Origin of the sequence: Pseudorhodoplanes sp., assembly GCF_046289595.1 — a bacterium.
GTDB lineage: Bacteria > Pseudomonadota > Alphaproteobacteria > Rhizobiales > Xanthobacteraceae > Pseudorhodoplanes.
Genome location: NZ_JBKBVB010000130.1, coordinates 1 through 12,173, shown reverse-complemented (window position 1 = coordinate 12,173; position 12,173 = coordinate 1). Strand labels below are relative to the sequence as shown.

General features: G+C 64.6%; 15 protein-coding genes. 1 reads left to right on the top strand and 14 read right to left on the bottom strand.

The window, feature by feature from the left end; genetic code table 11:
- Positions 1-130: 130 nt before the first annotated feature.
- From ACK41X_RS20025 to ACK41X_RS19960, 14 genes are all read right to left on the bottom strand, one after another.
- Positions 131-448 (bottom strand): ribonucleotide reductase, encoded by a 318-nt coding sequence (locus tag ACK41X_RS20025; RefSeq protein ID WP_409726901.1) that lies wholly within the window; start codon positions 446-448, stop codon positions 131-133.
- Between the two features lie 43 nt (positions 449-491).
- Complete coding sequence (locus tag ACK41X_RS20020) at positions 492-3,446, bottom strand: toprim domain-containing protein (RefSeq protein WP_409726899.1); 2,955 nt, start codon at positions 3,444-3,446, stop codon at positions 492-494.
- A gap of 7 nt (positions 3,447-3,453) precedes the next feature.
- A complete protein-coding gene (locus ACK41X_RS20015) occupies positions 3,454-4,740 on the bottom strand; it encodes an ATP-dependent RecD-like DNA helicase (protein WP_409726897.1) in 1,287 nt (428 codons plus the stop codon).
- A 3-nt stretch (positions 4,741-4,743) separates the two neighbouring features.
- Positions 4,744-5,508 carry a PD-(D/E)XK nuclease family protein gene (locus ACK41X_RS20010; RefSeq protein ID WP_409726896.1) on the bottom strand — a complete coding sequence of 255 codons (765 nt, stop codon included), beginning with the start codon at positions 5,506-5,508 and terminating at the stop codon, positions 4,744-4,746.
- Positions 5,505-6,050 (bottom strand): HNH endonuclease, encoded by a 546-nt coding sequence (locus ACK41X_RS20005; RefSeq protein ID WP_409726894.1) that lies wholly within the window; start codon positions 6,048-6,050, stop codon positions 5,505-5,507. The genes ACK41X_RS20010 and ACK41X_RS20005 overlap by 4 nt, the downstream gene beginning before the upstream one ends.
- Before the next feature lie 10 nt (positions 6,051-6,060).
- On the bottom strand, positions 6,061-6,261 hold the full coding sequence (locus ACK41X_RS20000) for a DUF6511 domain-containing protein (RefSeq protein WP_409726892.1): 201 nt from the start codon (positions 6,259-6,261) through the stop codon (positions 6,061-6,063).
- Positions 6,262-6,401: 140 nt separating this feature from the next.
- Complete coding sequence (locus ACK41X_RS19995; protein WP_409726890.1) at positions 6,402-6,635, bottom strand: hypothetical protein; 234 nt, start codon at positions 6,633-6,635, stop codon at positions 6,402-6,404.
- Between the two features lie 3 nt (positions 6,636-6,638).
- Positions 6,639-7,373 (bottom strand): hypothetical protein, encoded by a 735-nt coding sequence (locus tag ACK41X_RS19990; RefSeq protein ID WP_409726888.1) that lies wholly within the window; start codon positions 7,371-7,373, stop codon positions 6,639-6,641.
- Between the two features lie 5 nt (positions 7,374-7,378).
- The gene (locus tag ACK41X_RS19985) at positions 7,379-8,212 is read right to left on the bottom strand and encodes an ATP-binding protein (RefSeq protein WP_409726886.1); all 834 of its coding nucleotides are present in this window, start codon (positions 8,210-8,212) and stop codon (positions 7,379-7,381) included.
- The gene (locus ACK41X_RS19980) at positions 8,212-8,505 is read right to left on the bottom strand and encodes a hypothetical protein (RefSeq protein WP_409726884.1); all 294 of its coding nucleotides are present in this window, start codon (positions 8,503-8,505) and stop codon (positions 8,212-8,214) included. The genes ACK41X_RS19985 and ACK41X_RS19980 overlap by 1 nt, the downstream gene beginning before the upstream one ends.
- Positions 8,506-8,563: 58 nt before the next feature.
- The gene (locus tag ACK41X_RS19975) at positions 8,564-8,905 is read right to left on the bottom strand and encodes a hypothetical protein (RefSeq protein WP_409726882.1); all 342 of its coding nucleotides are present in this window, start codon (positions 8,903-8,905) and stop codon (positions 8,564-8,566) included.
- A 34-nt stretch (positions 8,906-8,939) separates the two neighbouring features.
- On the bottom strand, positions 8,940-9,515 hold the full coding sequence (locus ACK41X_RS19970; RefSeq protein ID WP_409726880.1) for a hypothetical protein: 576 nt from the start codon (positions 9,513-9,515) through the stop codon (positions 8,940-8,942).
- Positions 9,516-9,625: 110 nt separating this feature from the next.
- Positions 9,626-10,597: a hypothetical protein gene (locus tag ACK41X_RS19965; protein WP_409726878.1), complete on the bottom strand. Its 972-nt coding sequence runs from the start codon at positions 10,595-10,597 to the stop codon at positions 9,626-9,628.
- Positions 10,557-11,798 (bottom strand): hypothetical protein, encoded by a 1,242-nt coding sequence (locus tag ACK41X_RS19960; RefSeq protein ID WP_409726876.1) that lies wholly within the window; start codon positions 11,796-11,798, stop codon positions 10,557-10,559. Before ACK41X_RS19960 ends, ACK41X_RS19965 begins: the two co-directional genes overlap by 41 nt.
- Before the next feature lie 155 nt (positions 11,799-11,953).
- On the opposite strand from ACK41X_RS19960, the gene ACK41X_RS19955 reads away from it, so the two are divergent.
- Complete coding sequence (locus ACK41X_RS19955; RefSeq protein WP_409726874.1) at positions 11,954-12,157, top strand: hypothetical protein; 204 nt, start codon at positions 11,954-11,956, stop codon at positions 12,155-12,157.
- The last annotated feature ends 16 nt before the right edge of the window (positions 12,158-12,173 follow it).

Below are 12,173 nucleotides of genomic sequence, written 5' to 3'. Positions count from 1 at the left end.
AGTTCACGCTCCGGCCAGGTGAGCCGCTGGTCGTCCTCGCTGACCACCAGGATGCCGTGCTCGTGCCAACCCTCGCGCTTGACTTCTTCGGGCGGCCGCCGGTGGCCGCCGTATCCCTTCGGCACCCACCTCATGGCTGCACCTCGCGAGCGATAAGGTCGGCGAGCGCACCGATGACGGAGGCCGGCGTCTTACCGTCACTGAGCCGCCCCATGCTGCCGGCGAGCGCCGTGGGCTCGACGCCGTACTGCAGCAGGAGCGAGAGCGCGATGCAGGCATCGTCGAGGATGCCGTCCATGGCGGAGCCGACCTTGGCGCCGTGGGTGAACACCTCGCCGATGCGGCCGGTGCTCGGGTCGAAGCCGAACGTCACCGCATAGGACTGGCAGTCGTGCACGAACGTCGTCGTGACGCTGGGTCGGCGATTGGGAAGGCGCTGCCGGCTCATGGCGCACCTCCCAAGTGCAATGAGGCATCGAGGGCGCGCCGCATCACGGCACCCCCTTCAGCCAATCGGGGGACTCATTCAGCGGGGAACGTGGGGAACGTCCGTTTTGACGTTCCCCGCCATGTTCCCCGGTGTAAGTGTCTGAACTGCCAGCGTTTTGGGAACGTGGGGAACATTGGGAACGTGTTTGCTCCTCTTTTATATTATTTTCGTCGTTTTCCTTGAACGCACACGCGCGTAGGTCAGAAAAACGTTCCCCACGTTCCCCACGTTCCCCAACGCCTTGTCCATCAATAGGATAGGCGTGGGAACGTTGAGGGGAACGTTGCTCCAAAACGCCCTGACGTTCCCCTTTTTCGGCGCCGGACGGGTCCGAAAAACGTTCCCCACGTTCCCCATGTTCCCCTTCGAGGGTGAGCTGCCAGCGCTGCGCCTGATGGAGCACGCCGGTTGCCCGGATGCGCACTTTCAGTCCGGCGACGTCGAACACCCGGTCACGCATCCGCGCGAGCGCTTTGCCGAGCCGCGTGCGCTGGGACCGGTCGCCGCCTTTGCCGAGCGGCAGGGGCGGCTCGCAATTGGTGGCAAGCTCATAGAGCCCGCTGGTGCCGACCTCGGCCGTGCCGAAGCGATCCCACCATTGCCCGACGAAGACCCGCCAGACCGCGCCCTCGCCGTCGGAGGCTTCGAGCATCTCGTCGATATTGCCGAGAAAACCCCGAACGCCGATCGCCTCGAGCAGGCCGCCCATGACGGCCGCCCAGGCTTCGAAGCTGCCGATGTGCTTAGCTCCGCGCGGCATTCCGGCTGCAATCCAGCCGCGGCAGAGCGACAGGCAGGCGGCGACGAGGTCCGCCCGGTTGGCGTGAACCCAGCCCATGAGATCGGGATGGCGGAAACCTTTGCGCCGCCAGGGCTGGTCGAGCCGGGCATCGAGCCGGATGCGCACGAGGCGGCGCGCCATCTCGCCCGAGAACTCGGGATTGTTGCCGGTGGCGATCCAGATGCAGCGGACCGGCAGCCGCGTCGTCTCCGAAGCGCCGAGCACGCGGTCTTCCCAGAACGGCGCGGTGAGCGCGGCCGCGAGCGCCGAGGAGTCGAGCGGCCGGCGCAGATTGTCGATCAGCACGACGGACGGGATCTGGCGCAGCTTGGCGGTCAGGCGCTTGCGCCATTCCTCGTCGTCGCTGCCCTCGACCATGACGCTGGCGCGGCAGCCGGTTGCGATCACCGAAATCGCGTCCACCATCAGGGTTGCGCCGGTGCCTTGGGTGGGTTTCTCGACCAGATGCAGCGGGGTCGGCCCGTCGATCATGGCGCGCACGAAGCCGACGAGCAGCAGCGCGAGCGCGTGTGCGCGCTCGGCCTCGCCGGTGAACGGAAACTCTCCCAGGAGATCGTCGAGCAGCAATGACCGCGCCGCAGCGATGTCCGCCGACGTCGGCCGCGCCGCTATGGGCGGCAGGACAAAGTCCTTGGGCGGGTCGTAAAGGAGACGCGCCGCCGCATGGTAGCCCGGCTCGGTGATGAGCTCGCCGTCGCGGCCGAACACCGGCGTGGTGACGATGCCGGCGAGCACCGGCAGTGCCGGATCGGGCGTGGCGAGGATCGATTTGATCACTGCCATGGGTGGATGAGCCGGAACAAGCTCGCCGTTGCGATTGATCTTTCGCCAGTCGACGAGCTGGGCGAGCACGGGGCGCAAGCGATCCTCGGTGAGCGGCTTGGCCATGGGCAGGCCGTCGTCGTCGCGCACCACCCAGGTCGGGCATTCGGCGGCACGGAACAACCAGGGCGGATTGTTGGCCGCGAGCAGGATTTGCCATGCTTGCGAGACCGCGGCGGCGAGATCGCCGTTGTCGGCGCGCAGTTGCGGTCGCGCGCCGTCGGGCAGCGAGAGGCCAATCGGCCGGTGGGTGCCGCCATCGACAACCAGGGCCATGCTTTCTTGAGCGCCCTGGCCGGTCCACTCGGTCGCAGACTCAACGACTCGGCGCACCACATCAATGCCTTCGCGCATCAACAGGTCGTTGAAGTCATCGCCCTCCTTGGGCGGCATGGCGATGAACACGCGCCGGCCCTCGGCGTGCAGTCGGGCGGCAGCCGCCGCCGCGGCGCGCATGCCGGCGTTGGAGGGATCGTGATCGGCAAGGAGCACGACCTTCCGCGCTTCGGCGGGCAGAACCACCTGCTCCAGGTTGGAGGTCGACAGCGTGGCCCAGACCGGCAGGCGCGCGCAGGCCGCCATCACCGAGAGCGCGGTCTCGATGCCCTCGGCGAGTCCAACGACGTGGTCGTCGGTGAGATTGGCAAGACGAACGGCGCCGCCGGCGATCGAGGCCAGCATCTTGCGCGGGTTATGGACCGGCGCCTTGGCGGTCCCGTCATCGGCGAGATAGGTGCGGTGGAGCGCGATCCGATTGCCGCTGCCGTCCCGCACCACCGCGACCAGGCCCGGAAAGCCGCGCCGGCTTTCCCAATGCGTCAGGTCGGGATGGAACAGAAGGTCCGTGTAATTCGGAATCGGCAGCCGACGCGACGCGAGATAGCGCTCGCCCAACGTGCCTGCGATCGGCACGGCCTTGGAGAGGATATGATCGATCTCGCGGGCCTGGTCGGCCTGCTTGGATGAGGGCTTGGTGGCGCCTCGTTTCGGCTGCGGGCCCGTCCTGGTCAGTTCGGCTGCGTAGCCGATCAACTCGCGACCGGTGCGACGTGTCGCGTGCTCCAGCGTGTTGATGGGTCCGCCGCCTTCGCCGCCGTCAAAATCGATCCAGTCACCGGCGTGCTCGCCAGTCAGCGCAATCACGCACGAGCCGTTCTTGCGCGGTGCATCGCCTCGGATGTTGGCAAGCCGCCATTCATCCCCCACCCGTCGGCCGTTCGGAAAATGCCGCGGCACCCAATGCTCGGCGGTCGCGCGCAGCCGCGCGACGATTTCGTCGAGATCGAACCGTTCGGCTGATCGTGGAAGTTCCGCCTCGTTGAGGTCGAGCATCGTCGCCTCAATCGAGCAGCACGAGCCCGCGCTCGGCGCGGGTGATGGCGGTGTAGAGCCAGCGGGCGCGATCCTCGGCGGTGCGGCCAAGGCCGTCGTCGTAGACGATGATGTTCTCCCACTGCGAGCCTTGCGCCTTGTGGCAGGTGATGGCCCAGCCCCACACCGCCTCGATGATGGTCTTTTTTTTCCAGTGATCGCGGCGCTCGCGCTCCGGATCGGGCGTCACGTGATCGTCGAAGTACCCCTTGTAGATGCGGAAGCGCTCGCGCGCGCCGTTCGTACCGCCGATCTTCTGTCCGTCCTCGGTGGTGACGACGGCGGTGAACGAAATCTCGTCCTCGTCCTTGACCTCGGTCAGGTCGAGGAACATGCCGTTGACGAGGCCGAGGTCGTTGCGGTTCTTGAGGCAGATGATTTTCTCGCCCTGGCCGGTCGGGTAGACGCCCTCGAAGCCGGACGCCCGTTTCATGGCGAGGTTGAGCTGCAGGCGCGTCGCGTTTCGGCCGCAGATCACTTGGCCGCCGCGCAGCATCTGCTCGGGCGCCACATCGAGCCGGCGCATCTTCCAGACGAATTCATCGTGCTTGCCGTAGGGGATGGGCCTACTTTCGCGAGCAAGCGTCGCCAAACGGATGATGGCGCTCTCGCCGGCCTGGCGGTGAATCTCGGTCAGCATCACGTCGGGCTGACATTGCGTGAATGCGCCTTCGCCCTTGACCGGCGGCAGCTGACCGGGATCGCCCAGCACCAGGATCGGCTTGCCGAAGGAGAGAAGATCGCGGGCCATGTCGTCGCCCACCATCGACACTTCGTCGAGGACAAGGAGCTTCGCTTCGCGCAGCATCGACTGCTCGTTCAGCACAAAACGCGGCTTGTGGATGTCCGACAGCCGTAGTTCGAGCGAGCGAAGCTGCGACTCCGCGAACAGGCGCTCGGCCGCACCCATGGATGCGATCTTCGCCTTGAGATCGGCGATCTCCTCCTTGACCTTCTCGATCTCGGCGGGCGTTGCCTCGGAGACGCGGTAGATCAGCGAGTGGATGGTTGAGGCCGGCGTGCCCTTGCGGGTCATCACCAGCGCCGCCTTGCCGGTGAAGGCCGCGTAGAGCACGCCGTCGCTCGCGCCGGTGTCGAGACCAAGCTCGGCGATGGCATGCCGCGTGATGGTGGTCTTGCCGGTGCCGGCATAGCCGAACACCCGGAATACCTGCTGCACGGCGGTGCGGTTCGTGAACCAATCCTTGATGGCCTGGATGGCTTTGGCCTGGAGCGGCGATGGTGAGAAGGTCATGGCTCACTCCTGCCAGCAACGCCGCGCAAAGGGACAGGAGCGGCAGAGGTAATAATCCGAGGCCGCAGCAATGCGGGGCGGCAGTTCGCCGGCTTCGACGGCGCGCAGGATGTCGACCGCCTTGTCGGAGAGCGCCTGCGCGACCGAAGGACGGTACGCCACAAGCTCGTGATGCAGTTCGAGCGTGTCCTTGTTCAATGCCGTGAACAGGCAATGCTCGAGCTCCATGTACGCCATGTAGAAGTGGACCTGTCCCCAATAGATGCCGTTCCACGTTTCGAGACCGCGTTTGACAAACGTGTTCCACGACTTGGTACTCGCGGATTTATGCTCCCACAGAATTGGCCAGGGCAGCCCGAGATCGGGACCGTTGACAATCACGCCATCGATGTGACCGCGAATGCGCCCTGCGGCAATTTCAAAGCCGAACTGATCGCCGTTACGCTTGCGGTTTCGCAGGTCGAATCCAGCGGCACGGAGCCACCGGATGGAAAGCTCCTCCAAAACGTGTCCTGCCTCGAAGACCCGTAGCGTTGGCCTACCATCCTCCATCCGATCGTCGATCGAGACACCTGTCATCTCGAAGCAAAGACGCCTGGCGCACGGTTCGCCGATTCGCGAGGCGCCGAGATAGTCGCGACGGCCGCGTGCGGCGCGCTCGCTTTCGAGCGCATCGTCGATGAGGGAATTGATAAATTCGCTGGCGGCAGGGCGGATAAGCGCTGCATCATACACAAATCCTGACCCCGAATTGAGATCGACGGTCATTGCCCGCTCGCCCATGTCTTGCGGGTCAGGATGTGCGTAACTGTCGAGGCACTGACCCCAAACTCTCGCGCCAAATTGGTCTGGGGACCGGGATCATGGTGCGCGAGCCAGCGAATGGCGCGCACCTGGTGTCTGCTCAATTTTCGCGTCGGCTGGCGTTCGCCATGGGCATGGCGTTGCTTGGCTATCATGTCGGCCATGTTGTCTTGGTGCGTTCCGAGGAACAGGTGCGCCGGATTCACGCATCTCGGGTTGTCGCAGCGGTGCAGAACATGAAGTCCCGCGGGAATCGGGCCGAAGGCAAGCTCAAAGGCGACACGATGTGCGTACAGCTTACGGCCTCGCAATTGATTACCCTCCGGATCGGCACAAATTTGCCCGTAGCCGTTTCGCTTGCACGTTCCCTTCCATAGCCAGCACGCATCCGCAGTCGTGCGCTCCACCTTGGCCCAGAACCGAACCGCCAAGCCCTTCTTGCTGCGGCGAGCGATCGCCTGCGTCGTATCCGGCGGATCGATCTTGTATGTGAGCTGTGCTGCCATCTTCGTCACCTCAAAATGGCAAGTCGTCGTTGAGCGTTTCGCGGTGCATCGCGGCCTGGAACCCGTCGACACAGGCCTCGATGATGCGATCAATCTCGTCGGCCGATCGGTCATGGAACAGCGCCATCAATCCGAGTTCGATCAGCACCTCCGCTAGATTGCGACGTGCCGCCTTGATCGCCTGAGTTTCCAGTTCGGTCTTGTCGATCATGCCGTGGTTCCTTTTGGCGCTGGCGGCGCCGGCGTTGAGGCAGCGCAGCGAACAGAACGCGTAGGTCGGATATCGGTCGGGGCGAAGTTGGTACGTGTAGTAGAATCCGCGCGCCTCTCGACTGCAGAGCGCGCAGGCTCTCAGCCCATGAGCAGCGTCGAGAGCTTCTGCGACCCGGGCTCGCCCGGCGCCTCCGCGATCCGCTGCGACGCCAGCACGATGAAGCCGCTGATGGCGTTCTGCGCCATGGCTTCGAGCTCGGGCATGGTCAAAGAGCGGATTGGCTGATGAAGCCGTCCTCTTCCTTCGAGCCATTCGCCAATCGCCTTGGCCGCTTCGTGCGCAACGTGCGCCTGCCATTCGTCGTCGGTCATGGTTCAACCGTTGAGCCATGCCGGACCCGGCTGCTTTGCCGCCGGCGCGCCGGCGCCGGAAGACGGTTGCGACCAGGCGGGTGCGCTGGGCGCCTGCGGCGACCGCGGCGCAGCGGGAGGCTGGCCGCCCGGGTCTGCGCCCTGCGTCCAAGCGGGTTGGGCGGCCGCGGCCTTGTTGCCAGCGCCGCGCGAGCGGCTCGGGCTCGCCGGCACGTCCTTGCCGTCCATGACGAGCTTCCATTCCTTCTCGTTTGGCAGCACCACGCGGTCGAGGCGGTTCTGATCGCTGTAGCGGGCGTCCTCGCTCGCCTCGACCTTGATCTTGGCGACGAAGGTGATGCCGCCCAAGTCGGCAAGACCGCGCAGGATGCGCTTCTGCTTGGCTGCCTCGCTCATGTCCTGCGGGTCGAGCCCGAGCGCCGAGTCGATCATGGCGCGGAAGGTGCTCTTGGAGATTTTCCAGGCGATCGAGACGCCGTTCTCGTCGACCTTGCCGCCCTGGACCGTGAACATCTGCCAGAATTTGCGCTTGGCGTGCGGTCCCTCCGCCACTGTGAATTCGCAGTCGAGCATGCGCACGTCGCTCGACGGGTCCTTCGGCGCCTTCAGCAGCGCCTGGTCGATCTCGCTCTGTCCATCGATCCCGCCTGGGCGGATGCTCATCGTGACCTTGGCGAAGGTGCCATCGGGAATGAGTTCGACGCTCTTCTGTGGCTCGGCATCGTTCATGTCGAACATGGTGGTCATCCTTTGCTGGTCTGGTTGATCTTGCGGATGAGCGCGCTGAGGTCGGGCGGCTCGGTGAGGTCGAGGCGGCCGGACCGATCCTTGCCGGGCAGGCCGAACGGGTTGGCGGCCTGGCAGACGAAGCGGCGCACCTCGCCGCGGTCGGGCTCGTGGCGCCAAGCGTCGCCGTCCGCCGTGAACCGGCTCATGGAGATCACCTGGTCGACGATGCCGGGGAGTTCGCGGGCGGCCTTGCCGCCTTCCATTTGCGGCTGCCAGGTGACGCGGTTGAACTCGTCGGTGATGCGCTCCAGGATGCCGACGAAGATGACGGTGCGGCCGGGCGCGTGCTGCAGGTGCTTCAGGAGCCCGATGGTTTCGCGCGCCAAGAGACCGTAGGCGCCGCGGGTGTCGGGTTTTCCGGTCCGCTCCGACTGCGCCTCGGGCCGCGTCTTCGCCCACGCCATCGCGAGCCGCGTCAGATCGGTGATCGAGTCGACGAAGATGATGCGCTTGCCGGCGATCATGCGGACGAGGTCGGGATAGGTGTCGACCAGGTGCCGGTAATGGCTCTCGCAGAAGAACGTCTTCTCGTCGGCCGCCGGATTGACGCCGCCGATCAGGCAGCCGACGTCGAGCGCGTCACAGAAGCTGCGCACCGGGATGCTGTCGCCCGGCCAGTCCTGGACGGACTTCATGCCGGCCTCGAGGTCGATGCAGAGCGTCTCCGCCGGCGGCAGGGTCTTGAGCAGCGAGGTTTTGCCCACACCGGAAGGGCCGAAGATCGCCATCGTGGTCTTGGCATGCGCCTCTGCGAGCCGCTGATCGGCGGTGATGATGCGCAATGCCATCAGCGGCCTCCCTCGGAGATCGCGTCGACCGCGCGATCGGCGCCGAGCGCGCCAGCTTGGCGAGCCATGTTGTAGAGCTTGCGCAGCGCATGCAGCCGGTCGCCGACGGCGTTGAATTCCGCCTCAGCCCCAAGCATCGCGAACGCGATGTCGTCGAGCGTGGCGTCCTCGATCGGCTTGACGGCGGCCGGACGCTGTCGGGCTTCGAGCGCCGGAATGGAAACGGTGTCAGGCAGCGCTTCGAGCCAGATATGGCGCTTGCGCAGCGCGGTTACTGCAATTGACGTGGTCATTGGGCGACCTCTTCGTTGGTGCTGAGGTGAAATTTCGGCTTGGGGTGGTTGCGGCCCATCACGCGACCTCCGCCAACAGCAGCGACGAGAGCGAGGCCGAGGCGTGCTTCGGCTTCGAGCGCGCGATTGCGAGATAGCTGTAGTCGTCCGCACCGTGGCGACGCTGAACGAGATGGATCAGCTTCTGCTCGCTCGCCCACCAGGCGCGGCGCGCCACACGCACGAGTTCGGCGCGCTCGCGCTCGGTCAGGCGCTGTGCCTGCGAAAACGTGTCCAGGGCGAGGAAGCCGCGGTAGTACTCCAGCGCGTCGCCTGGCGCGGCCTGGCCGATCCAGCCGCACAGGTCGGTTTCGTCGATCCGCCGGCGAGCGTTCGGAAGCTTGGTGACGGTGCTGATCATGGTGGGCTCCTACTCGCGGATCGTCCGAACCGTCTCACGCGGCCTTCAGGCCGGCAGCGAGCAGCGCGAGCCGGATGTTCTTCACGCGGCGATAGAGGCTGCTGCGCGCTGCATGACCGCAGCGGACAAGTTCATCGATGTTCGACTGCGAAAGTGCCGCGGATAGCTGGGCGTCATCCGGATCGAGGGCGCCAAGGCCACGCTCGACATCGAGCCGGCGCTCGACCTCGGCGAATCCATCGGCAGGCTGGCCGAAATAGGCCGACAGACCATCTTCCTCCGATACGAAATCGCCCCGCGTGGTGCCGTCGCCTTCGGGCAATGTCTCGTCGAGTGAGGTTGGCACCGCACCATAGAGCCGGCGCTCTCGCTTTACTTTGTGGGCGAGACGAGTGGCCCTGTTTGCCATGACGACACCGGCGAAAGCGCCGAGCGAGCCGCGCTGACGATCGAAGGCCGGCAGCCGGGCGATGAGATCCACCAACAGGTCCTGGCGGATGTCGTCGAGATCCTCCTTGGAAAGATGCAGCTTGCGGATCAAGCGGCGGGCGGCAATGTCGGCCTCATGCTGCAGGGTCTGCAGATCGGCACGGGAAATCGGAGATTGCATTGATCGTATCCTCGGTCCCGAATGATGACCGCAGGATGCCGACCGCCTTTCGCCGCCGGGTGGGCTTAGCGTGGGGATGTCGTGGGAGCTGTGTGGGAGCGCCTAAAACATCAGTCTCGCAGGTCGATCGCGTCCGCCACCAGAGTCAACCGCCAACCCCGATTGCGCTGGTTCTCAATGAGGCGGCGAACGGCGTCTCGATCGGATGCACCGGCCACCAGTGCTTCCCGAAGCTCGCGAACGACGTCTCGCGCCGAGCGAGAAACGCGATGGAGGGAAGAACCCCAAATTTCCTGCTCGATGTCACGTGTCGCGGCGAACGGTTGGTCGCTTCGTGCCCGCGCGGCCAGGAGACAGAGAAGCTTGAACGTCTGATCCGATAGGGCGTAATCGATGTCATCGAGGCTGACGAATTTTGCCGAACGCGTGATCACGAGGCGCGGCGCAACCACTATTTCGGGCACGAGGCGAGAAGGATCGAGCGCCCAGGCAGAGCCATTGTGGCCGATGGCATCTCCGACTGCCACCAGATGAATTCCCGCCTGCCTGAAATGTTGTCGTTCGGACGTCGGCAACGGCGGCGCAACAAGAGTTACCGGCTGACCGCGTGCCAACGCTTTCATCGCGACGATCAGGCCGGGCTGCGTGGCGGCGCTGATCGAAAACGCACCGAATATCGTTCGCTTCGACCCGAATGGACCAAAATGCCAGACTCCGGGCAAGGTGGGTTCTGGTTCGTTGCCTATGCCCGAAGCGGCAGCGATCTCTTTGATCAGGACTGCCCCGTCAATTCGAAAGCTGCGCAGATCATCGTCGTCGAGGGAAACGTCGCAGCGATGATCGTATGGACAAGGCGCGATGTGACGATCTCCGGCCGCCTGAATCGGGCGTGCGACAATTCCGCATTCGCAAGAGGCGCAAACCGGCCATTCGGTCGCCGGCGCCTGCTCCACGAGAATGCGCCGTGCGAGCAGGCGTTCGAACTCGCTCCCGAAATGTGGCTTGGCCTGTCGGCCCCAAAGCGTTGCGGGTTCGCCCGCCTCACTGAGCCGCAACAGCAAGGTTTCGAGGCTCTCGCTCACGACACAGCCCATTGCGCCGCAGGAGCGTCATGATCTGACCCTCGAAGCGCTCACGTTTGAACATCGCAGAACCGGGCGGCTTGAGTTTAACGGTCAAGCGCGCAGGCCGTTCGCCTTCGGGCTCAATCTGCACCCGAAACACGATGTGGTTGAGGCGATAGCCATCCTTCGAAAAGACAATCCGGCGCGCCTCGCTACCGAGTCTGAAAAGCGCGTTGCTGCTGTCGTGCATCGTCAACGACCATGAGCGCCGTTTCTCACCTGACCGAGGATCGATCGTAATCCGATTGGCCTGCGCCTCGACAATCTGAATGCGGCGGATGGTTGGATCAAAGGCATGGTCGAAGGTAAAGCCGAAGCCCGCCGTCTCGACCGGCGCCAGTGTGTAAAGATTCTGAGCATCCGGAGCAGCGAAGAACTTGGGACGCTCCAGCATGATCGCTGCGAACGCCTCCGCGAAATCGGCGCACCGCGCTTTGCTCACACCACCAACTTTCAGGCGGCCGGCCGCCGCGGAATAGGACAGCACCGCCTGCTCGGTCGTAGTGAAACTGATAATGCGTTCCTCGCCGCCCTCCACAACCGGGACTGTTGTGATCGGGGTGCCATGCGTCACGACGACCTTGATCTCATCATCGTCCTCGTACCAGCCGACCCGGCAGTAGTTACCATGCAAGTCCGCTTCGAATAGCCGTGCCGCGGCCTGCTCGAATGCTTTTCGAGTTTCCTCATCGAGGCGTGGTTCGACACCCTCGTCGAGCCCAGCGAACTCGGCAGGTGAGGTCAGCCGCATCAACGCGACGAGGTCCGATGCTGCATTAAAGACGGCTGGATGATCGAGAAATGCCCGCAGCGCCAGCTGCTTGGGATCAATGCGATATTCCGCGGCGGCGGCATCCTGCGCCGGAACGAGCACAATGCTCATCGCTCGGGCTCGCTCCATCAGCATGTTCATGCCGGTGCGGGTACCGACCTCCGCGATCCGATGCAGATCCGCCACCAGGCCGCGTGGATAGTTCTGTTCCGGCCCGGCGAAAAAATCGAGCAACGCCTGCCTAGCCCGGTCGGGATCGCGATCAAGGAGCCCGAGGTCCAACCCCTGCAGCTGACCGCTATGGCGGTCGAAGAGGCGCCGCAGGAGGCTCAGGTCGACGGTCTTGAGAAAGCGCGGATTGACGAATTTCTTCAGATTCTTGGCCATCGCCCTCGGCTCCGAATCTATTGGAATCGTTCCCGTTGTGTTCTAACACGCCAGAATCGCAAGAGTCGAGACTTGCGCGCGCTGGTAAGGCGGGATTGGGACGGTCGCGGTCCCGACTGAGTAGAAGCCTGGGGAAAACCAGGTTCCGCGGCCCAATGACCAACGCTCTGCATCCCGACCGCATGTCCGCCGCCGAACGGCTCGATGAGATCGCCGAAATCGTGGCCGCCGGCCTCATGCGGCTCCAGGCCCGGAAGTCCAGTCCTTTATCTCCGGCCGGCGGAGAGAGTTTGCTCGACTGTGCCGCCCATCAGAGCAGTCATGCCGACCGTTTCACGTCGCATGGAGGCTTGGATTGACCGACACCGTACTTGC

Excerpts from the sequence above, each read along its gene's own strand:
- ACK41X_RS20025 (WP_409726901.1), bottom strand. The coding sequence starts at position 448 with ATGAGCCGGCAGCGCCTTCCCAATCGCCGACCCAGCGTCACGACGACG.
- ACK41X_RS20020 (WP_409726899.1), bottom strand. The coding sequence starts at position 3,446 with ATGCTCGACCTCAACGAGGCGGAACTTCCACGATCAGCCGAACGGTTC.
- ACK41X_RS20015 (WP_409726897.1), bottom strand. The coding sequence starts at position 4,740 with ATGACCTTCTCACCATCGCCGCTCCAGGCCAAAGCCATCCAGGCCATC.
- ACK41X_RS20010 (WP_409726896.1), bottom strand. The coding sequence starts at position 5,508 with ATGACCGTCGATCTCAATTCGGGGTCAGGATTTGTGTATGATGCAGCG.
- ACK41X_RS20005 (WP_409726894.1), bottom strand. The coding sequence starts at position 6,050 with ATGGCAGCACAGCTCACATACAAGATCGATCCGCCGGATACGACGCAG.
- ACK41X_RS20000 (WP_409726892.1), bottom strand. The coding sequence starts at position 6,261 with ATGATCGACAAGACCGAACTGGAAACTCAGGCGATCAAGGCGGCACGT.
- ACK41X_RS19995 (WP_409726890.1), bottom strand. The coding sequence starts at position 6,635 with ATGACCGACGACGAATGGCAGGCGCACGTTGCGCACGAAGCGGCCAAG.
- ACK41X_RS19990 (WP_409726888.1), bottom strand. The coding sequence starts at position 7,373 with ATGTTCGACATGAACGATGCCGAGCCACAGAAGAGCGTCGAACTCATT.
- ACK41X_RS19985 (WP_409726886.1), bottom strand. The coding sequence starts at position 8,212 with ATGGCATTGCGCATCATCACCGCCGATCAGCGGCTCGCAGAGGCGCAT.
- ACK41X_RS19980 (WP_409726884.1), bottom strand. The coding sequence starts at position 8,505 with ATGACCACGTCAATTGCAGTAACCGCGCTGCGCAAGCGCCATATCTGG.
- ACK41X_RS19975 (WP_409726882.1), bottom strand. The coding sequence starts at position 8,905 with ATGATCAGCACCGTCACCAAGCTTCCGAACGCTCGCCGGCGGATCGAC.
- ACK41X_RS19970 (WP_409726880.1), bottom strand. The coding sequence starts at position 9,515 with ATGCAATCTCCGATTTCCCGTGCCGATCTGCAGACCCTGCAGCATGAG.
- ACK41X_RS19960 (WP_409726876.1), bottom strand. The coding sequence starts at position 11,798 with ATGGCCAAGAATCTGAAGAAATTCGTCAATCCGCGCTTTCTCAAGACC.
- ACK41X_RS19955 (WP_409726874.1), top strand. The coding sequence starts at position 11,954 with ATGACCAACGCTCTGCATCCCGACCGCATGTCCGCCGCCGAACGGCTC.